Genomic DNA, 19,318 nt, shown 5'->3' with positions numbered 1-19,318 from the left:
CGGGTGCGCGATGCGCCCACGCCCGTCAGACTCGGTGCCCGGGTGTGTCTTCCGGCGCACCCGACGCAGCACGAGGAGGAACGATGGAACGACAGGTGCTCGGGCGGACGGGACGGCTCGTCTCGGTCGTCGGACTGGGAACCTGGCAGCTCGGCGCCGACTGGGGCGACGTGAGCGAGGACGACGCGCGCGCCGTCCTCGACGCCTCCGCGCAGGCCGGCGTGACGTTCTTCGACACCGCGGACGTCTACGGCGACGGGCGCAGCGAGCAGATCATCGGCTCCTACCTCGCCGACAACCCCGGCCACGGGATCACGGTCGCCACGAAGATGGGCCGCCGGGAGCCGCAGGACGCCGACAACTACACGCTCGCCAAGTTCCGCGAGTGGGTCGACCGCTCGCGCCGCAACCTGGGGACCGACCGGCTCGACCTCGTGCAGCTCCACTGCCCGCCGACCGCCGTCTACTCGCGCGACGAGGTGTACGACGGCCTCGACACGCTCGTCGCCGAGGGCGCGATCGCGAGCTACGGCGTGAGCGTCGAGACCGTGGACGAGGCCCTCACGGCCATCGCGCGCCCCCACGTCGCCACGGTGCAGATCATCCTCAACGCGTTCCGGCTCAAGCCGCTCGACGCGGTGCTGCCCGCGGCGTCCGACGCCGGCGTCGGCGTTATCGCTCGTGTCCCGCTCGCGTCGGGGCTGCTGTCCGGGAAGTACACGAAGGACACGACGTTCGCCGCGGACGACCACCGCACGTACAACCGCGACGGCAGCGCTTTCGACGTCGGCGAGACGTTCTCGGGCGTCGACTTCGAGACCGGCGTGCAGGCGGCTGCCGAGTTCACCACGCTCGTGCACGACGTCGTCGGGCAGGACCTCACCCCGGCCCAGGTGGCCATCGCGTGGGTCTGGCAGCAGCCGGGCGTGTCGACCGTCATCCCCGGCGCGCGCAACGTCGAGCAGGCGCGGTCGAACGCCGCCGCGGGCGACGCGGACGTCCTCGGCCCGCTCTTCACCTCGGGCGTGCGCGAGATCTACGACCGCTACCTGCGCGAGAAGATCCACGACCGCTGGTAGGTCGGCAGGACCGGCCCCCGGTCCGACGGCGACGGCGCACCGACGACGAAGGCCCCCTCCGCGCGGAGGGGGCCTTCGTCGTGCGCGGGTCGTGCGGGCCGGTCAGCGGGCGAACGCCTGCTCCAGCAGCACGGCCTGCTGCGCCTGGTGCTTCTTCGCCGTGCCGGCGGCCGTGGAGGCCGACGCCGGGCGGGAGACGACGCTCACGCGCGGCAGGTCCTCGGGCAGGTTGATGTGCACGAACGACCAGGCGCCCTGGTTCTCGGGCTCGTCCTGGACCCAGACGACCTCGGCGCCCGGGTACTTCGCGAGCTCGGCCCGGATGCCGTCGACGTCGAGCGGGTACAGCTGCTCGAGGCGGACCAGCGCCACGCCCTCGTCGCCGCGCTTGGTGCGCTCGGCGAGCAGGTCGTAGTAGACGCGGCCCGTGCACAGGAGCACGCGGTCGACCTTCGCCGGGTCGGCCGACGCGTCCGGGATCACCGGGCGGAACGTGCCGGTCGTGAAGTCCTCGACGCTCGACGCGGCCGCCTTGAGGCGCAGCAGCTGCTTCGGCGTGAAGACGATGAGCGGACGACGCGGGCGGGCGTACGCCTGCCGGCGGAGCAGGTGGAAGTACGACGCCGGCGTGGACGGCTGCGCGACCGTCATGTTGTCCTCGGCCGCGAGCTGGAGGAAGCGCTCGATGCGCGCGGACGAGTGGTCCGGCCCCTGGCCCTCGTAGCCGTGGGGGAGGAGCATGACGACCGAGGAGTACTGGCCCCACTTCTGCTCGGCGGACGAGATGAACTCGTCGATCACCGTCTGGGCGCCGTTGACGAAGTCGCCGAACTGCGCCTCCCACAGCACGAGCGCGTCGGGGCGCTCGACCGAGTAGCCGTACTCGAACCCGAGCGCGGCGTACTCCGAGAGCGACGAGTCGTAGACCCAGAACTTCGCCTGGTCCGCCGACAGGTACAGCAGCGGCGTCCACTCGGCGCCCGTCTCGCGGTCGTGCAGGACGGCGTGACGCTGCACGAACGTGCCACGGCGCGAGTCCTGGCCGGCGAGGCGCACCGGGGTGCCCTCGACGAGGAGCGAGCCGAACGCGGCGAGCTCGCCGAAGCCCCAGTCGATGTTGCCCTCGACGGACATCTGCCGGCGCTTCTCGAGGAGCTGCGCGAGCTTCGGGTGGACGGTGAAGCCCTCCGGCGGCGCGACGTGCACCTGGCCGACGCGCTCGAGGACCGAGCGGTCGATCGCCGTCTTCCAGCCGACCATGGTGCCGGCGTCCTCGAGCTGGGACTCCGGGCGCTCGAGACCGGCGACCGGCTCGCGGTCCGCGGCGGGCGTGAAGCCGCCCTCCTTGGTCTCGGTGAAGACGCGCTCGAGCTGGGCCTGGTAGTCCTGGAGGACGTGCTCGGCCTCCTCGAGCGTGATGTCGCCGCGCGCGACGAGGTTCTCGGTGTACAGCTTGCGGACCGAGCGCTTCGCCTCGATGAGGTTGTACATGAGCGGCTGCGTCATCGAGGGGTCGTCGCCCTCGTTGTGACCGCGGCGGCGGTAGCAGATCATGTCGATGATCACGTCGCGGTCGAACTGCTCGCGGAACGCGAAGGCGAGCTCGGCGACGCGCACGCACGCCTCGGGGTCGTCGCCGTTCACGTGGAAGATCGGGACCTGGTAGCCCTTGGCGACGTCGGTCGCGTACGTCGTCGAGCGCGACGACGACGGGCCCGTGGTGAAGCCGACCTGGTTGTTGATGATGACGTGCACGGTGCCGCCGGTGCGGTAGCCGCGCAGCTGCGCGAGGTTGAGCACCTCGGGCACGACCCCCTGGCCCGCGAAGGCCGCGTCGCCGTGGATGAGGATCGGCAGCACGGAGAAGCCGTCGCCGCCCAGGTCGATGCGGTCCTGCTTGGCGCGCACGATGCCCTCGAGCACCGGGTCGACCGCCTCGAGGTGCGAGGGGTTCGCCGCGAGGTAGACCTTCGTCGTCGCGCCGGTCTCGGCCGTGAAGACGCCCTCGGTGCCGAGGTGGTACTTCACGTCGCCCGAGCCCTGGACGCTCTTCGGGTCGAGGTTGCCCTCGAACTCCGCGAAGATCTGCGCGTAGCTCTTGCCCGCGATGTTGGCGAGCACGTTGAGCCGCCCGCGGTGCGCCATGCCGATGCCGACCTCGTCGAGGCCGTTCTCCGCGGCCTTCGACAGGATCGCGTCGAGCAGCGGGATGAGCGCCTCGCCGCCCTCGAGCGAGAAGCGCTTCTGCCCGACGAACTTCGTCTGCAGGAACGTCTCGAACGCCTCGGCGGAGTTGAGGCGGCGCAGGATGCGGAGCTGGTCCTCGCGCGGCGTGCGCGCGTACCCGGACTCGAGGCGCTCCTGGAGCCACTTGCGCTGCGTGCGGTCCGCCAGGTGCATGTACTCCACGCCGACGGTGCGGCAGTAGGAGTCGCGCAGCAGGCCGAGGATGTCGCGCAGCGTCGACTTGGTGCGGCCGCCGAACCCGCCCGTGGGGAACGTGCGGTCGAGGTCCCACAGCGTCATGCCGTGGTTCTGGATGTCGAGGTCGCCGTGCTTGCGCTGGCGGTACGCGAGCGGGTCGGTGTCGGCCATGAGGTGGCCGCGCGAGCGGTAGGAGTGGACCAGCTCGGCGATCTTGGCGGGCTTGGCCGCCTCGATCTCGGCGTCCGTCGTGTTGTCGCGGACCCAGCGCACCGGCTCGTAGGGGATGCGCAGCGCGGCGAACACGCGGTCGTAGAAGCCGTCCTCGCCGAGGAGCTTCTGCGACAGGATGCGCAGGAACTCGCCCGACTGCGCGCCCTGGATGATGCGGTGGTCGTAGGTCGACGTGATCGTCAGGACCTTCGAGATGCCCAGGCGGGCGAGCCGCTCGGTCGAGGCGCCCGCGAACTCCGCGGGGTAGTCCATCGCGCCGACGCCGATGATCGTGCCCTGGCCCTGCATGAGGCGCGGCACCGAGTGCACGGTGCCGATGCCGCCCGGGTTGGTGAGCGAGATCGTGGTGCCCGCGAAGTCGTCGACGCCGAGCTTGCCGCCGCGCGCACGGCGCACGAGGTCCTCGTAGGCCGCCCAGAACTGGGCGAAGTCCATCGTCTCGGCCTTCTTGATGCTCGGCACGAGGAGCTGGCGCGAGCCGTCCGGCTTCGCGAGGTCGATCGCGAGCCCGAAGTTCACGTGCGCGGGCTGGTTGATCGCGGGCTTGCCCTCGATCTGCGTGTAGCTCGCGTTCATCACCGGCATGTCGGCCAGCGCCTCGACGAGCGCGAACCCGATGAGGTGCGTGAACGAGATCTTGCCGCCGCGACCGCGCGCGAGGTGGTTGTTGATGACGATGCGGTTGTCGACCATGAGCTTGGCAGGCACCGCGCGCACCGACGTCGCCGTCGGCACCTGGATGCTGGCCTCCATGTTCGTCACGACGCGCGCGGCCGGGCCGCGGAGCTTCTGCACGTCGTCCGTGGCCTGGTCCTCGGGCGCGGGGGCGCCGGCGACCTTGCGCGCGGGCACCTGGGCGTACGGCGCCGTCGCGGGCTGGGCGGTCGCGACGGGGCGCGACGCGTGCACGGCCTCGACCGCGGCGTTGACCGCCGGGTCGGCCGGGAGCTTCGGCGGCTTGACGCGCTGCGCGGCCTCGGCGGCGGCCGAGCCGTCCGTCACGGCGGTCGGCGCTGCGGCGGGCGCCGTCGGAGCGGGCGAGCCGTTCACCGGCGCCGCGGCCGGGCGGGACCCGTTCGCGGGTGCCGCGGCCGGGACGGACCCGTTCGCGGGCGCCGCCGCGGCGTCGCTCGTGGTGTCGGCGTCCGAGCGCTCCGCAGGGCGGTAGTCCTCGAAGAAGTCCCACCACGCGGGGTCTACCGCGTTCTTGTCCTGGAGGTACTGCTCGTACAGCTCGTCGACGAGCCACTCGTTCGCTCCGAACACGGAGCTTGCGTCGCTGATCGCCTCTGACTCAGCCTTCGGGGACACGCGAGGATCGCCCACTTTCACACACAGGTCGCTGTCGGTCACAGCCCGCGACCGTGGTACGACGGCGCACCGCTGCTGCGGCGCCCCCGACGTCGGCACGGGCTCGTCCGGGTTCCGGACCACTCCAGCCTAGGCCCTCGTCGTCGGCCTCGGGCGTTGGGCCGAGCGTTCCCGCGCGGCCTGTTCGCGGGTTCTTCACGCCGTGTCTGGGCAAGGCAAACGTGACCCCACGCGCACCTCGTCGGAGGGCAAGATCGCGGAATTCCACGCCATCCCGAGGTATCTGCGCGCGGAGGTGTGACGCATCTCACGCCCGAGCGTGAGCGGGTGCGCGCGCTGTCAGGACGGCGTCACCGCACGTCGGGGTGCGCCGTGTACGACGCGTCGCCGTCCTCGGGCGGGAACGGCGCGGAGCCCGCGTGCGCGGGCAGCGTGACGCGCATCGTCGCCCCCCGGCGCGAGTCCGCGACCTCGATCCGGCCGCCGTGCAGGTCCACCGCCCAGCGCACGATCGCGAGCCCGATCCCCGTGCCGCCCGTCGAGCCGCCCGTCGTCGTGTGCGCGCCCGTCGCGCTGGCCCGGGCGAACCGCTCGAAGATCCGCTCGCGGTCCTCCTTGGCGATCCCGGGGCCCTCGTCGACGACCTCCAGCACGACGTCGTCGTCCACCGGGTACGCCTCGAGCCGGATCTCCCCGCCCTGCGGCGAGTGCCGGATCGCGTTCTGCAGGAGGTTGGTCACGACCTGGTGCAGCCGCTCGCGGTCCGCCTCGAGCACGAGGTCCGGGGGCGTGACGTCGACGACGTAGCGCAGCTGCTTGCCCGCCTCGACCATCGACACGGCCTCGGCGTTCTCCTCGAGGAAGTCGCCGACGTCGATCTGGGTGATGTTGAGCGCCGCCGCGCCGGCCTCGATGCGCGACAGGTCCAGGAGGTACGCGACGAGCCGCGTGAGGCGCTCGGTCTGCGCGAGCGACATCTCCATCGTCGCGGGCGTCGGGGGCGTCACCCCGTCCACGACGTTCTCGAGCTGGGCCTGGAGCGCCGCGATCGGGGTGCGCAGCTCGTGCGAGACGTTCGCGATGAGCTCGCGGCGCACCTGGTCGCTCGTCGCGAGGTCCTCCGCCATGACGTTGAACGCCACCGCGAGCTGGCCCACCTCGTCGCGGCTCGTGGCGCGCACGCGCCGCGTGTAGTCGCCGTCGGCCATCGCCCGGGCGGCGGCGGTCATCTCACGCAGGGGCGACGTCATGCCGCGCGCGAGGAGCTGCGTGAGCAGCAGCGACAGCACGATCGCGAGCGGGAACGTGCGTGACGGCCCGAGCTGGTTCTGCAGCCCGATCCACGTGATGAGGACGGCGAGCGTCACCGTCGCGGCGACCAGCACGCCGAGCTTGATCTTCAGCGAGCGGAACGAGTCGAGCGGCCGGACGTCCGGGAGGTGCGGGCGGATCGTGTGGGCCCGGTGCGGCCCCGGCCGCGCCGGTCCGGGAGCCTGCGCCTGCCCCGGGTCCGTGCCGCCGGCGGGGTCGGCGGGGGAGGAGGTCATCCGGCGGGCGGCTCGAACGCGTAGCCGACGCCGTGGACCGTGCGGATGAGGTCCGCACCGAGCTTGCGGCGCAGCGCCTTGATGTGGGAGTCGACGGTGCGCGTCCCGCTGGCGTCGGCCCAGTCCCACACCTCGGCGAGCAGGCGCTCGCGCGTGAGGACCGTCTTCGGCGAGCTCGCGAGCATGACGAGCAGCTCGAACTCGGTGGGCGTGAGGTGGACCTCCTCGCCCGCGCGGTAGACGCGGCGCTGGGCCTTGTCGATCGTCACGTCGCCCACCGTCATGGGCGGGTCGCTCGGGGCGGAGCTCGCGGCCTGCGTGGCGCGGTCGACGCGGCGCAGCAGCGCCTTGATGCGCGCGACGAGCTCGCGCATGGAGAACGGCTTCGTCATGTAGTCGTCCGCGCCGACGCCGAGCCCGATGAGCATGTCGGTCTCGTCGTCGCGCGCGGTGAGCATGAGGATCGGGACGGGCTGCTCCGCCTGGATGCGGCGCGTCACCTCGAGACCGTCGATGCCGGGGAGCATGACGTCGAGGACGATCGCGTCCGGGCGCAGGCGCGCCGCGGCGTCGACGGCGGACAGGCCGTCGCGCGCGACCTCGACGCGCCAGCCCTCCGCGCTCAGCCGCTGCGCGATGGCGGTCGCGATCGCGGGCTCGTCCTCGACGACGAGGACCGTGGCCGCCTGCTGCGGGGTGCCGCCGCCGGCCACCGGGGCGGTCGTGGGCACGGGCCCGCGGCCGGGGACGGGACCGGCCCCCGCGCCGGTCGGTGCTGCGCTCGCTGCCCTCGGATCTGCCATGGGATACAGCGTGGCACACGTCGGCCCAGGTCGGCCGGATTTCGTCGTCGTCGGAGGACCAGGTCGGACGGCGGGGCTGCCCCTCCTGGGCGCCGCCGAGCCGTCCCTCCCGGGCGCCGGGCGAGGGGCGAGCGCTAACATCGTCGGCACGATGAAGAGCACCTCCCGATATCGGTGGAGCACTCCGTGGTAGGCGACTGGGTCATGGTCGCGCTCGGGGTGCTCCTCACCGCAGGTACCGCCGTCTTCGTGGCCAGCGAGTTCTCCCTGGTCACCCTCGACCCCGCCGTCCTCCCCGCCGGGGACGACGCCGACCAGGAGGGCGACAGACGCGGCTCCCCGCCGTCGGGCGGGACGGGCGGTCCCGACCGCCGCGACCGCAGCGTCCGGGCCGGGCTCAAGCACCTGTCGACCGAGCTCTCCTCGGCGCAGGTCGGCATCACCCTCACGACGATCCTCCTCGGGTACACCGCGCAGCCCGCGCTCCTCGCGCTCTTCGGGGACGCCCTGAGCTCGACGCCGCTCGGCCACGCGGCCTCCGCGGTCCTCGCGGGCGTGCTCGCGCTGCTCGTCGTGAACTTCGTCTCGATGCTCTTCGGCGAGCTCATCCCCAAGAACTTCGCGCTCAGCGCGCCCTACGCCACCGCGCGGCAGGTCGTGCCCGTGCAGCGGCAGTTCACCAAGCTGTTCCGGCCGGTCATCGCCGTGCTCAACGGCTCGGCGAACGCGATCCTGCGCCGCGTCGGCGTGGAGCCGCGCGAGGAGCTGTCGGGCGCCCGCTCGGCGTCCGAGCTCGCCGCCCTCGTGCGCCGGTCCGCCCAGGAGGGCACGCTCGACGTCTCCGTCGCGACCCTCCTCACCAACTCGATCGAGCTCGACGAGCTGAGCGCCGTCGACGTCATGACCGACCGCATGCGCATGGTCGTCGTGGACCGGGACGCGACCGCCGCGGACGTCGTCGACGCCGCCCGGCGCACCGGGCACTCGCGGTTCCCCGTCATCGGCGAGGACCGTGACGACGTCGTCGGCCTCGTCCACCTGCGCCGCGCCGTCGCCGTCCCCTACGAGCGGCGCCACGAGGTCCCCGCGGCGGCCCTCATGGCCGACGCCCCGCGGGTGCCCGAGACGGTGCGGCTCGGCCCGCTCCTCGTCGAGCTCCGCGGCTTCGGCCTCCAGATGGCGGTCGTGGTCGACGAGTACGGCGGCACCTCGGGCGTCGTCACGCTCGAGGACGTCGTCGAGGAGCTCGTGGGCGACGTCGCGGACGAGCACGACCCCCGGCGCTCCGGCGCGGCCCGCCGCGCGGACGGCTCGTGGCTCGTGCCCGGCGTCATGCGGCCCGACGAGCTCACGGAGGTCACCGGGCTGCGCGTCCCCGAGGACGGCGCCTACGAGACGCTCGGCGGCCTCGTCATGGCCCGCCTCGGCCGCGTCCCCGAGCCCGGCGACGAGATCGCCGCGGGCGAGGGCCGGCACCGCGTGGTGCTGCGCGTGGAGGCGATGGAGGGGCGGCGCGTCGAGCGGCTCTCGGTCCGCGCGACACCGACGGAGGGGGACGCATGAGCTCGACCACCGCGCTCCTCGTCGCGCTCCTCCTGCTCGCCGGCAACGCGTTCTTCGTCGGCGCCGAGTTCGCGGTGATCTCCGCGCGCCGCTCGGCGATCGAGCCGCTCGCCGCGCAGGGCAACCGCCGCGCCCAGACGGTCCTGTGGGCGATGGAGCACGTGTCGCTCATGCTCGCGTGCGCCCAGCTCGGCGTGACCGTCTGCTCCACGGGTCTCGGCGTCGTCGCGGAGCCGGCCATCGCGCACCTCATCGAGGACCCGCTGCACGCTCTCGGCGTGAGCACCGCGCTCGCGCACCCGATCGCGTTCGTCGTGGCGCTCGCGATCGTCGTCTACCTGCACGTGGTGCTCGGCGAGATGGTCCCGAAGAACCTCGCGGTCTCCGGGCCCGAGACGGCCGTGATGTGGTTCGGCCCGCCGCTCGTGTGGATCGGGCGCGTGCTGCGCCCCGTCATCGTCGCGCTCAACTGGCTCGCGAACCACGCGGTGCGCGCCACGGGCGTCGAGCCGAAGGACGAGGTGGCGTCGGCGTTCACCGCCGAGGAGGTGCAGTCCATCGTCGAGCACTCCCAGGCCGAGGGGGTCCTGCGCGACGAGCAGGGGCTGCTCTCGGGAGCCATCGAGTTCTCCGAGCGCACCGCGCAGGACGTCATGGTCCCCGTCGCGGACCTCGTCACCGTCACTGAGGGCTGCACGCCCGACGAGGTCGAGCGCCTGGTCGCGAAGACCGGCTTCTCGCGGTTCGCCGTCGCGGACGCCACGGGCGACCTCGTGGGCTACCTGCACGTCAAGGACGTGCTCTACGCGGACGAGACGACGCGCGAGGCCCCGGTCCCGTCGTGGCGCGTGCGCGCGCTCGCGGCCGCCGCACCCGACGACGAGGTGGAGGACGCGCTGCGCGCCATGCAGCGCTCGGGGGCGCACCTGGCGCGCGTCGACGGTCCCGACGGCGGGGGCGCGCTCGGGGTGGTCTTCCTCGAGGACATCCTCGAGGAGCTCGTCGGCGAGGTGCGCGACGCGATGCAGCGCCGGCCCTAGGCCGGCGGCCCGGTCGGCGCGAGGTCCCCGGATGGTGCTCCGCCGAGGCTCTGAGCAGGGGACTTGGCATCGCCGGAGCCCTTCGTTACTGTTCCGTGATTGATCGGTCATCGGTGGCTCGGAGCCACCCCGACGACGTGAGAGGCAGGTGGCGGGTGGAGTCGCAGCACGGCGCACCCGCCCTCGACTCACGACGGGCCCGGCGCGAGGCGGAGCAGGGCTCCCGGCGTCGCCGCCCCCAGGCACAGGTCTCCAGCCAGCACCGCTGGGTGCCGCGCGTCGCCGTCCTCGGGACGCTCGCCGCCGCGACCATCGCGATGCCGCTCTCCGCGGGCGCCGACGACGCGCTCGGCAGCGGGTCGCCCTTCGAGCCGGAGACCCGCCCCGTCGGCCCGAGCGCGCTCGACCTCGCGACCGCCGCCGCGACCGCACCCGCCGTCTCGCCGAGCGTCGCCGCCGCGCCCCGCGTCGAGGTGCGCCGCGAGGCGGCCTCCCGCTCCGCCGCCCGCGACCCGCTGCCGGGCTGCGACCCGACCGTCCGGCCCGAGGGCACGAACGGCAACCTCGACGAGCACGCCCTGTGCGAGCTGTGGCAGGCGGACGAGCACCTGCGACCCGACGCGGCCGTCGCGCTCTCCGCGATGAACGAGGCGTTCCGGGCGACCTTCGGCCGGGACCTCTGCCTCGTGTCGTCGTACCGCACGCTCTCGACGCAGGTCTCGCTCAAGTCCTCCCGCGGCGCCTTCGCGGCGCCCCCCGGCTGGTCCATGCACGGGTGGGGGCTCGCGATCGACCTCTGCTCCGTGGAGACCGGCTCGCGCGAGGTCTACGCGTGGATCAACCAGAACGGCGCCACGTACGGCTGGGCCAACCCGGCGTGGGCCAAGCGCGGCGGCAGCGGCGCCTACGAGCCCTGGCACTTCGAGTTCGTCCAGGGTGTCGAGGAGATCCAGAACTCCTGACGCGCCCCCGGCCGGTCGCCCCGCGGACGGCCGCCTCGCGCCGTATCGTCGGACCGTGGCCGACCTGCTCCTCGCCGCGGTCGTCCTGCGCCGTCCCGAGCACGCGCTCGCCGCGCAGGTGCTGAGCCTCGCCGTGGGCGGCCTCGTCCGCGTGGAGCCGACGGCGCCCGGCGAGCCTCCCGTCCTCGTCCTCCTCGACGCGTCGCGTGCCTCCGAGCGCGAGCACCTCGCGCTGTCGACCCTCTTCGGCGAGACGGCGGACGAGGAGGCGCGCGTCGCGCTCGACCCTGCCGACGACGCCCTGCGCCACCGGGTGCACGACGCCGCGCGCCAGGTCGTGCGCAGCGCCCGCCACGACGGCTACCTGGAGGCGGGGCGGTCGCGCCGGCTCACGGAGAAGGGCGACGCGGTGCGGGCCGACCTCGTCGCGCTGGAGGACGCCGTCGAGCGCGAGGTCGCGGAGGCTCGCGCGCACGACCGGGCGCGCGAGCACGTGTCGCCCGGCGCGCTGCCGTGGGCGGTCCTGTTCGGGCACGAGCCCGGGTGGGTGCCGGTCGACGGGCGCACGGTCCGGTTCGACGTCGCCGCGGTGTGCGCGGCTGCGGACGCGCTGCGCTGACCGAAGGCCCGGCGTCCGGGCGCGCTCGCGCGGTGCCTACGGGCCGGAGAGCCGCTCGTTGCGGCCGAAGTCCTGGAGGAACCGCGGGCCCGACGCGGCGAGCTCGGCCTCGAACTCCTCGCGCCACGCGCCGTAGGGGCGGCCCGCGAGCGCGTCGTTGGAGAACCGGGGGTCGTCCGTGAGCTCGGTGACGCAGAACGCGGGGATCTGCAGGTCCGTGACGGGACCGGTGCGCTCGCACTCCGCGACGACGAGCGGGTGGTTCGCCCCGCCGAACACGTCGACGACCCAGCCGTCGGCCCCGACCCACACGGAGTAGCGGGTCTTGACGACGCGCGCACCGCCGCGGCGGATCATTTGGACGCCCACCGCCACGTCGACCTCGCGCTCCGCCTCGTAGCGCGTGCCGCCGGCCATGGGGCCCTTGACGGTGAGCGTGCACAGGTCGACGGCGGGGGCGTAGCGGTCGAGGAGCCGGACCGGGTCGATCGTGGCGTCCATCGTCGCGTCGACCGTGGGCACCTTGGCGCGCAGCCGCAGCGCGTAGCCCTCGTCGGCCAGGTAGTAGCTCTGCACGATGAGGGCGGGCGCGTCGCGCAGGTCCTCGGGCAGCTCGCGCACGAGGAACCGGCGCTCGAACTCGAAGTCCCCGTAGCCGCCGTCGGTCATGGCCCCACCGTAGCGGGAGCGCGCGGGTCGTGGCGGACCTCGCGCAGCGGGCCCGGAGACGGCGCGAGCCCGGCCGCGCGAGGCGGGCCGGGCTCGTCGGAGCGGATCGGGTGCCCTCGATAGGATTCGAACCTACGACCTTCTGCTCCGGAGGCAGACGCTCTATCCACTGAGCTACGAGGGCGAGCGCCGACGGTGACCGCCGACGCGATGCACGAGACTACCAGCCCGCAGGGGGTGCGCGGACCCGGCCGCGGTCGGCTGCCGACCGGGTGCGCCGCCCCGGTGCTCCGGCCCGGCGCGGAGACGCGGGGGAGCGGGCCCGGCCGCCGGCGCGGCGGGACGGGCGGCGGCGAAATGGCGCGACGGGCGGCCCCCGCGCCTCGGTAGAATCGCCCGGTGACCCCCGACGAGCTCTCCGAAGCGCTGAGCGCTGCCCTGGCCGCCGCCGTCGCCGACGGCACCCTCGCCCTGGACCCGACCGCGGTCCCCGAGAGCGTCCACGTGGAGCGACCCCGCCAGCGCGAGCACGGCGACTGGGCCACGAACGTCGCGCTGCAGCTCGCCAAGAAGGCGGGAACGACGCCGCGCGCGCTCGCCGAGGACCTCGCGCGCCGCCTCGCCGCGCACCCGGGCATCCGGGCCGTGGACGTCGCCGGCCCCGGCTTCCTCAACATCTCGCTCGACGCGGCCGCCGCGGGCGAGCTCGCGCGCACGATCGTCGAGGCCGGCCCGGCGTACGGGCGCGGCGACTCCGAGGCGGGCAAGAAGGTCAACCTCGAGTTCGTCTCCGCGAACCCGACCGGGCCCATCCACATCGGCGGCGTCCGCTGGGCCGCCGTCGGCGACTCGCTCGCGCGCGTGCTCGAGGCGAGCGGCGCGGACGTGACGCGGGAGTACTACTTCAACGACCACGGCGCCCAGATCGACCGCTTCGCGCGCTCGCTGCTCGCGCGCTCGCGCGGCCAGGAGGCGCCGGAGGACGGGTACGGCGGCGAGTACATCACCGAGATCGCCGACGCGGTCGTCGCCGACGCCGTCGCCGCGGGCGACCCCGACCCGCGCACGCTCCCGGACGCCGAGGCGCAGGAGGTCTTCCGCGCGCGCGGCGTCGAGCGCATGTTCGGCGAGATCAAGGCGTCGCTGCACGACTTCGGCGTCGACTTCGACGTCTACTTCCACGAGGACTCGCTGCACGAGTCGGGCGCCGTCGAGCGCGCCGTCGAGCGCCTGCGCGCGTCCGGTCACATGTTCGAGAAGGACGGCGCGACCTGGCTGCGCACGACCGACTTCGGCGACGACAAGGACCGCGTCGTCATCAAGTCCGACGGCGAGGCGGCCTACATCGCGGGCGACATCGCCTACTACCTCGACAAGCGCGAGCGCGGCTTCGACGAGGTCATCATCATGCTCGGCGCCGACCACCACGGGTACGTCGGCCGCATGATGGCGGTCTGCGCGGCCTTCGGCGACACCCCGGGGAAGAACCTGCAGCTCCTCATCGGGCAGATGGTCAACCTCGTCAAGGACGGCCAGCCCGTGCGCATGTCCAAGCGCGCCGGGACGGTCGTGACGCTGGAGGACCTGGTGGACGCCGTCGGGGTCGACGCCGCGCGCTACTCGCTCGCGCGCTCGTCCGCGGACCAGAACATCGACCTCGACCTCGACCTGCTCGCGCGGGCGACGAACGAGAACCCCGTCTACTACGTGCAGTACGCGCACTCGCGCACCGCGGCGGTGGACCGCAACGCGGCCGACCGCGGCGTCGCGCGCGCCGACGGGTTCGAGCCCGCGCTGCTCGACCACCCGAGCGAGGCGGCGCTCGTCGGGCGTCTCACCGAGTTCCCGCGCATCGTCGCCCAGGCGGCCGAGCTGCGCGAGCCGCACCGCGTCGCGCGCTACCTCGAGGCCCTGGCCGGGGACTACCACACGTGGTACCAGCAGAAGTCGCAGCGCGTGCTGCCGTACCCGGACGAGGAGGTCACGGACACGCACCGCACGCGCCTGTGGCTCAACGACGCGGTGCGCCAGGTCCTCGCCAACGGCCTGGGGCTGCTCGGCGTGAGCGCGCCGGAGCGCATGTGAGCACGGGCCTGCCGGGACACCCCGGCGAGCCGTGGTCGCGCGGCGTGCGGCGCCGGGACGACGGCGTGGTCGAGGTCGCGGGCGTCGACGTCCACGACCTCGCGGCCGAGCACGGGACGCCCGCGTACGTGCTCGACGAGGCGGACTTCCGCGCCCGGGCGCGCGCGTACCGGACGGCGTTCGAGACGGCGTTCCGCGCCGTCGGGTCGGACGTCGACGTGTACTACGCGGGCAAGGCGCTGCTCACCGTGGCCGTCGCGCGCTGGGCGCGCGAGGAGGGCCTGCGCGTCGACACCGCGAGCGGGGGAGAGCTCGCCGTCGCGCTGCGCGCCGGCGTCCCCGGCCCGGAGATCGGCCTGCACGGCAACAACAAGTCCGACGCCGAGATCGGCCGGGCGCTCGACGAGGGCGTGGGCCGGATCATCGTCGACTCGCTCGTCGAGGTCGAGCGCGTCGCGCGGCTCGCGGGCGAGCGCGGCGTGGTCGCGCCCGTCATGGTCCGCGTGACGACGGGCGTCCACGCGGGCGGGCACGAGTACATCTCGACCGCGCACGAGGACCAGAAGTTCGGGCTGTCGATCGCCGCGCCGCGCCCTGCGGACGGCGGCGTGGCCGGCGACTCCCCGGCGATGACGGCGCTGCTCGACGTCGTCGCGCGCCCCGAGCTGCGCCTGCTCGGGATCCACTCGCACATCGGCTCCCAGATCCTCGACCCCTCGGGCTTCGAGGTCGCGGCGTGCGCGGTGCTGGAGCTACGGGCGCGGCTCGCGGCCCGCTCGGGCGTGCTCGTCGACGAGGTCGACATCGGCGGCGGCTACGGCATCGCCTACCTCCCGGGCGACGTCGCGCTCGACCCGGAGCGCGTCGCGAAGGACGTCGCGCGCGCGGTCGAGGCGGTGGCCGCGGAGCTCGGCACGCCGCTGCCGCGCTTCTCGATCGAGCCGGGGCGCGCGATCGTCGGGCCGGCCGGCCTCACGCTCTACACGGTCGGCACGGTGAAGCCCGTGACCCTCGACGACGGGCGCGTGCGCACGTACGTGTCGGTGGACGGCGGCATGAGCGACAACATCCGCCCCGCGCTCTACGCGGCGCAGTACCACGCCGAGGTCGTCGGCCGGGCCTCCGAGGCCGGGCCCGTGCTCGCGCGGGTCGTGGGCAAGCACTGCGAGAGCGGCGACATCGTCGTCCACGAGGTGCAGCTCCCCGGGGACGTGCGCGCGGGCGACCTGCTCGCGGTGCCCGCCACGGGGGCCTACGGCCGCTCGATGGCGTCGAACTACAACCTGCTGACGCGTCCTCCCGTGGTCGCCGTGCACGACGGCACGAGCCGCGTGCTCGTGCGGCGCGAGACCGTCGAGGACCTGCTGGCGCTCGACGAGGGCTGACCCGCCGGCGCGCCCACAGGTCGGCATCCGACCTGTGGGCACGCCCCGGGCGGGCACGCGCGTCGCCGTATCCTGTGCCTGCGGCTCCCGAGCCACCCGGGCACGACCCGGGCCGCGCCCGGCGCCGCACCCGTCCTGACCACCCGAGGAAGGTCCGTCGTGCCGTCTGCCGCCGAGTCCCACCCGCCCCTGCGCGTCGCCCTGCTGGGGTGCGGCGTCGTCGGCACCCAGGTCGCGCGGCTGCTCACGGAGCAGGCCGACGACCTCGCGTCCCGGGTCGGTGCGCCCCTGGAGCTCGTCGGGATCGCGGTCCGCGACGCGTCCGCCCCGCGCGACGCCGCCGTGGACCGGTCGCTGCTCACGGAGGACGCGGCGAGCCTCGTCGAGCGCGCCGACATCGTCATCGAGGTGATGGGCGGCACCGAGCCCGCGCGGTCGCTCCTGCTGCGCGCGATCGGGGCGGGCGCCGCCGTCGTGACGGCGAACAAGGCCCTCCTCGCCGAGGACGGCCCCACGCTCTACAAGGCGGCCGACGCCGCCGGGGTGGACATCTACTTCGAGGCCGCCGTCGCGGGCGCCATCCCGATCGTGCGCCCGGTGCGCGAGTCGCTCGCGGGCGACCGCGTGCGCCGCGTGCTCGGCATCGTCAACGGGACGACCAACTACGTGCTCGACCAGATGGCCACGACGGGCCGGGGCCTCGACGAGGCCGTCCGGGAGGCCCAGGTCCTCGGCTACGCGGAGGCCGACCCGACGGCCGACGTCGAGGGGTACGACGCCGCGGCGAAGGCGGCGATCCTCGCGAGCCTCGCGTTCCACACGCGCGTGTCGCTCGACGACGTCGCGCGCGAGGGCATCCTCGCCGTCACGGCAGACGACGTCGCGTGGGCCGCGCAGACGGGCCACGTCATCAAGCTGCTCGCCATCGCCGAGCGGCGCGACGGCGGCGCGACCGGGGAGGCGGGCGTGTCCGTGCGCGTGCACCCGGCGCTCGTGCCGACCTCGCACCCGCTCGCGAACGTGCGCGGCTCGTTCAACGCCGTGTTCGTCGAGGCCGAGTCCGCGGGCGAGCTCATGTTCTACGGGCGCGGCGCGGGCGGCGCCCCGACGGCGTCCGCCGTCCTGGGCGACGTCGTCTCCGCCGCCCGCCACCGCGTGCTGGGGGGCAAGGGGCCGCAGGAGTCCACGTACGCCGAGCTCCCGATCCTCCCGGCGAGCGCCGCGGTCACGCGCTACCAGGTGCGGCTCGACGTCGAGGACCGCCCCGGCGTGCTCGCGCAGGTCGCGCACGCGCTCGCCGAGCACGGCGTGTCCATCGAGGCGGTCCGCCAGCCGACGGCGCGCGGCGCTGCCGACGTCGCCGAGCCCGGCGTCGCGGAGCTCCTCATCACCACGCACGCGGCGCCCGAGTCGGCGCTGTCGGCCACCGTCGCGGCGGTCGCCGAGCTCGAGCCCGTCCGCACGATCACGTCCGTCCTGAGAGTCGAGGGAGCCTGATGGCCCACCAGTGGAGAGGCATCATCTCCGAGTACCGCGACCGGCTGCCGGCGCACGTCGCCGAGCGGATCGTCACGCTCGGCGAGGGCGGCACGCCGCTCGTCGAGGCGCCGGCGCTCTCCGCGCGCACGGGCGCGCAGGTGTTCGTCAAGGTCGAGGGCATGAACCCCACGGGGTCGTTCAAGGACCGCGGCATGACGACGGCGATCTCGGCGGCCGCGGGGCGCGGCGCGCAGGCGGTCGTGTGCGCGTCCACGGGCAACACGTCGGCGTCGGCGGCCGCCTACGCGGTGCGCGCGGGGATGACGTGCGCGGTGCTCGTCCCGGACGGCAAGATCGCGATGGGCAAGCTGAGCCAGGCGATCGCGCACGGCGCGCGGCTGCTCCAGGTCGACGGCAACTTCGACGACTGCCTCGTCGCGGCGCGCAAGCTCGCCGAGGCGTACCCGGTCGAGCTCGTGAACTCGGTCAACCCCGACCGCATCGAGGGCCAGAAGACGGGCGCGTTCGAGATCGTCGACGCGCTCGGCGACGCCCCGGACATCCACGCGCTGCCCGTCGGCAACGCGGGGAACATCACCGCGTACTGGAAGGGCTTCCGCGAGTACGCGGGCCAGGGCGCCGCCGGGCACGCGGGGGAGGGCCTGCCGGCCGTCGCGACGCGCACGCCGCAGATGTGGGGCTTCCAGGCGGCGGGCGCCGCGCCGATCGTCGCGGGCCACCCGATCACGGAGCCCGAGACCGTCGCGACCGCCATCCGCATCGGCAACCCCGCGTCGTGGGAGCTCGCCGAGGCCGCGCGCGACGAGTCGGGCGGCGTCATCGAGGCCGTCTCCGACGAGCAGATCCTCGCGGCGCACCGCGTCCTGTCGAGCGAGGTCGGCGTGTTCGTCGAGCCCGCGTCGGCCGCCGGCGTCGCCGGGATCCTCGCGCGCGCCGAGCGCGGGCTCGTGCCCGCGGGCGCGCGGATCGTCGTCACGGTCACCGGTCACGGGCTCAAGGACCCGCAGTGGGCGCTGCGCACGCTCGACGGCACCGAGGTCGAGCCGACGCGCGTGACCGCCGACGTCGTGTCCATCGCCGACGCCCTCGGGCTCGACTGATGCAGCTCGGCGCGGACCACGTACGGGTGCGCGTCCCCGCGACGAGCGCGAACCTCGGCCCCGGCTTCGACGCGCTGGGCCTCGCGCTCGCGCTGCACGACGTGCTCGAGGTGCGCGCGCTCGCGAGCGACGACGTCGTGGTCGACGTCGAGGGCGAGGGCGCCGGAGAGGTGCCCGGCGACGAGTCCCACCTGGTGGTGCGGGCCCTGCGGGCCGCGCTCGACGTGGCGGGTGCGCCGCAGACGGGCCTGCACCTGACGTGCGTCAACCGCGTCCCGCACGGGCGGGGCCTCGGCTCGTCCGCCGCGGCCGTCGTCGCGGGCATCGTGGCGGCGCGCGCGCTCGTCGCCGACCCGTCGGTCCTCGACGACGACGTCGCGCTCGGCCTCGCGACCTCGATCGAGGGCCACCCGGACAACGCGGCGCCCGCGCTGCTCGGCGGCGCGACCGTCGCGTGGGAGAGCGGGACGCCCGGGGCCGGGGCGCGTGCCGTCCGGCTCGACGTGCACCCCGACCTGCGGGCGACGGTGCTGGTCCCCTCGGCGCGGCTCGCGACGAGCCGCGCGCGCGGGGTGCTCCCGGCGCACGTGCCGCACGCCGACGCGGCGTTCAACGTGGGTCGGTCCGCCCTGCTGGTCGAGGCGCTCACGCGACGCCCCGACCTGCTCCTCGACGCGACCGACGACCGGCTCCACCAGGGGTACCGTGCCGGCGTCATGCCGACGACGTCCGAGCTCGTCCGCGCGCTGCGGGCACGGGGGCTCGCGGCGACGGTGTCGGGTGCCGGCCCCACGGTCCTCGTCCTGGCTGCGGCGGAGCGCCTCGACGAGGTCGCGGGCGTCGCGGACGAGCTCGTCGGGGGGAGCGCGGACTGGTCGGTACGCCGCCTCGACGTCGACACGCGCGGGGTCGTCGCCGAACGGCTCTGACCGCTGTCCTGCCGGTGCTAGGATGGTCTCAGCCTTCGGTCACGCTCTCGCATCAGCAGTCGAGCGTT

Annotated in this window: 14 protein-coding genes and 1 tRNA gene; 10 read left to right on the top strand and 5 right to left on the bottom strand. The window is 74.3% G+C overall.

Annotation, left to right across the window (positions count from 1 at the left end):
• The first annotated feature begins 83 nt into the window (after window positions 1–83).
• Complete coding sequence (locus BJP59_RS12030; RefSeq protein WP_194521033.1) at window positions 84–1,079, top strand: aldo/keto reductase; 996 nt, start codon at window positions 84–86, stop codon at window positions 1,077–1,079.
• A 102-nt stretch (window positions 1,080–1,181) separates the two neighbouring features.
• On the opposite strand, the gene BJP59_RS12025 is transcribed toward BJP59_RS12030, so the two are convergent.
• The 3 genes from BJP59_RS12025 to BJP59_RS12015 all read right to left on the bottom strand — a co-directional run bounded on the left by BJP59_RS12025 (window position 1,182) and on the right by BJP59_RS12015 (window position 7,398).
• Window positions 1,182–5,003, bottom strand: coding sequence for a multifunctional oxoglutarate decarboxylase/oxoglutarate dehydrogenase thiamine pyrophosphate-binding subunit/dihydrolipoyllysine-residue succinyltransferase subunit (locus BJP59_RS12025; RefSeq protein WP_442861510.1), 3,822 nt, complete (start codon window positions 5,001–5,003; stop codon window positions 1,182–1,184).
• A 395-nt stretch (window positions 5,004–5,398) separates the two neighbouring features.
• Window positions 5,399–6,595, bottom strand: coding sequence for a sensor histidine kinase (locus tag BJP59_RS12020; RefSeq protein WP_137281208.1), 1,197 nt, complete (start codon window positions 6,593–6,595; stop codon window positions 5,399–5,401).
• Window positions 6,592–7,398 (bottom strand): response regulator transcription factor, encoded by an 807-nt coding sequence (locus BJP59_RS12015; RefSeq protein WP_228075110.1) that lies wholly within the window; start codon window positions 7,396–7,398, stop codon window positions 6,592–6,594. Before BJP59_RS12015 ends, BJP59_RS12020 begins: the two co-directional genes overlap by 4 nt.
• Window positions 7,399–7,584: 186 nt before the next feature.
• Here BJP59_RS12015 and BJP59_RS12010 point away from each other — a divergent pair, with 186 nt between their 5' ends.
• The 4 genes from BJP59_RS12010 to BJP59_RS11995 all read left to right on the top strand — a co-directional run bounded on the left by BJP59_RS12010 (window position 7,585) and on the right by BJP59_RS11995 (window position 11,582).
• The gene (locus tag BJP59_RS12010) at window positions 7,585–8,961 is read left to right on the top strand and encodes a hemolysin family protein (RefSeq protein WP_043658600.1); all 1,377 of its coding nucleotides are present in this window, start codon (window positions 7,585–7,587) and stop codon (window positions 8,959–8,961) included.
• Window positions 8,958–10,001 (top strand): hemolysin family protein, encoded by a 1,044-nt coding sequence (locus tag BJP59_RS12005; protein ID WP_194521032.1) that lies wholly within the window; start codon window positions 8,958–8,960, stop codon window positions 9,999–10,001. The genes BJP59_RS12010 and BJP59_RS12005 overlap by 4 nt, the downstream gene beginning before the upstream one ends.
• Window positions 10,002–10,156: 155 nt before the next feature.
• A complete protein-coding gene (locus BJP59_RS12000) occupies window positions 10,157–10,963 on the top strand; it encodes a M15 family metallopeptidase (RefSeq protein WP_034655110.1) in 807 nt (268 codons plus the stop codon).
• A gap of 55 nt (window positions 10,964–11,018) precedes the next feature.
• The gene (locus BJP59_RS11995; RefSeq protein ID WP_194521031.1) at window positions 11,019–11,582 is read left to right on the top strand and encodes a hypothetical protein; all 564 of its coding nucleotides are present in this window, start codon (window positions 11,019–11,021) and stop codon (window positions 11,580–11,582) included.
• A gap of 36 nt (window positions 11,583–11,618) precedes the next feature.
• Here BJP59_RS11995 and BJP59_RS11990 read toward each other — a convergent pair whose 3' ends face one another.
• Together BJP59_RS11990 and BJP59_RS11985 are read right to left on the bottom strand one after the other, a co-directional pair.
• Window positions 11,619–12,251 carry a CYTH domain-containing protein gene (locus BJP59_RS11990; protein WP_194521030.1) on the bottom strand — a complete coding sequence of 211 codons (633 nt, stop codon included), beginning with the start codon at window positions 12,249–12,251 and terminating at the stop codon, window positions 11,619–11,621.
• Window positions 12,252–12,362: 111 nt separating this feature from the next.
• Window positions 12,363–12,435 (bottom strand) — tRNA-Arg (locus BJP59_RS11985).
• Between the two features lie 215 nt (window positions 12,436–12,650).
• Between BJP59_RS11985 and argS the strand changes: the two genes are divergently transcribed.
• The 5 genes from argS to thrB all read left to right on the top strand — a co-directional run bounded on the left by argS (window position 12,651) and on the right by thrB (window position 19,250).
• Window positions 12,651–14,336: an arginine--tRNA ligase gene (gene argS / locus BJP59_RS11980; protein ID WP_194521029.1), complete on the top strand. Its 1,686-nt coding sequence runs from the start codon at window positions 12,651–12,653 to the stop codon at window positions 14,334–14,336.
• Window positions 14,333–15,721 (top strand): diaminopimelate decarboxylase, encoded by a 1,389-nt coding sequence (gene lysA / locus BJP59_RS11975; protein ID WP_194521028.1) that lies wholly within the window; start codon window positions 14,333–14,335, stop codon window positions 15,719–15,721. Before argS ends, lysA begins: the two co-directional genes overlap by 4 nt.
• Window positions 15,722–15,880: 159 nt before the next feature.
• Window positions 15,881–17,218: a homoserine dehydrogenase gene (locus tag BJP59_RS11970; protein ID WP_194521027.1), complete on the top strand. Its 1,338-nt coding sequence runs from the start codon at window positions 15,881–15,883 to the stop codon at window positions 17,216–17,218.
• Complete coding sequence (thrC, locus tag BJP59_RS11965; protein WP_076405984.1) at window positions 17,218–18,321, top strand: threonine synthase; 1,104 nt, start codon at window positions 17,218–17,220, stop codon at window positions 18,319–18,321. Before BJP59_RS11970 ends, thrC begins: the two co-directional genes overlap by 1 nt.
• Window positions 18,321–19,250 carry a homoserine kinase gene (gene thrB / locus BJP59_RS11960; protein ID WP_194521026.1) on the top strand — a complete coding sequence of 310 codons (930 nt, stop codon included), beginning with the start codon at window positions 18,321–18,323 and terminating at the stop codon, window positions 19,248–19,250. Before thrC ends, thrB begins: the two co-directional genes overlap by 1 nt.
• Window positions 19,251–19,318: the final 68 nt, after the last annotated feature.

The organism is Cellulosimicrobium sp. JZ28 (genome assembly GCF_015327065.1).
In the GTDB taxonomy this organism is placed as follows: Bacteria; Actinomycetota; Actinomycetes; order Actinomycetales; family Cellulomonadaceae; genus Cellulosimicrobium; species Cellulosimicrobium funkei.
The sequence above is the reverse complement of the archived record's forward strand: the minus strand, read 5'-3'. Positions and strand labels throughout refer to the sequence as shown.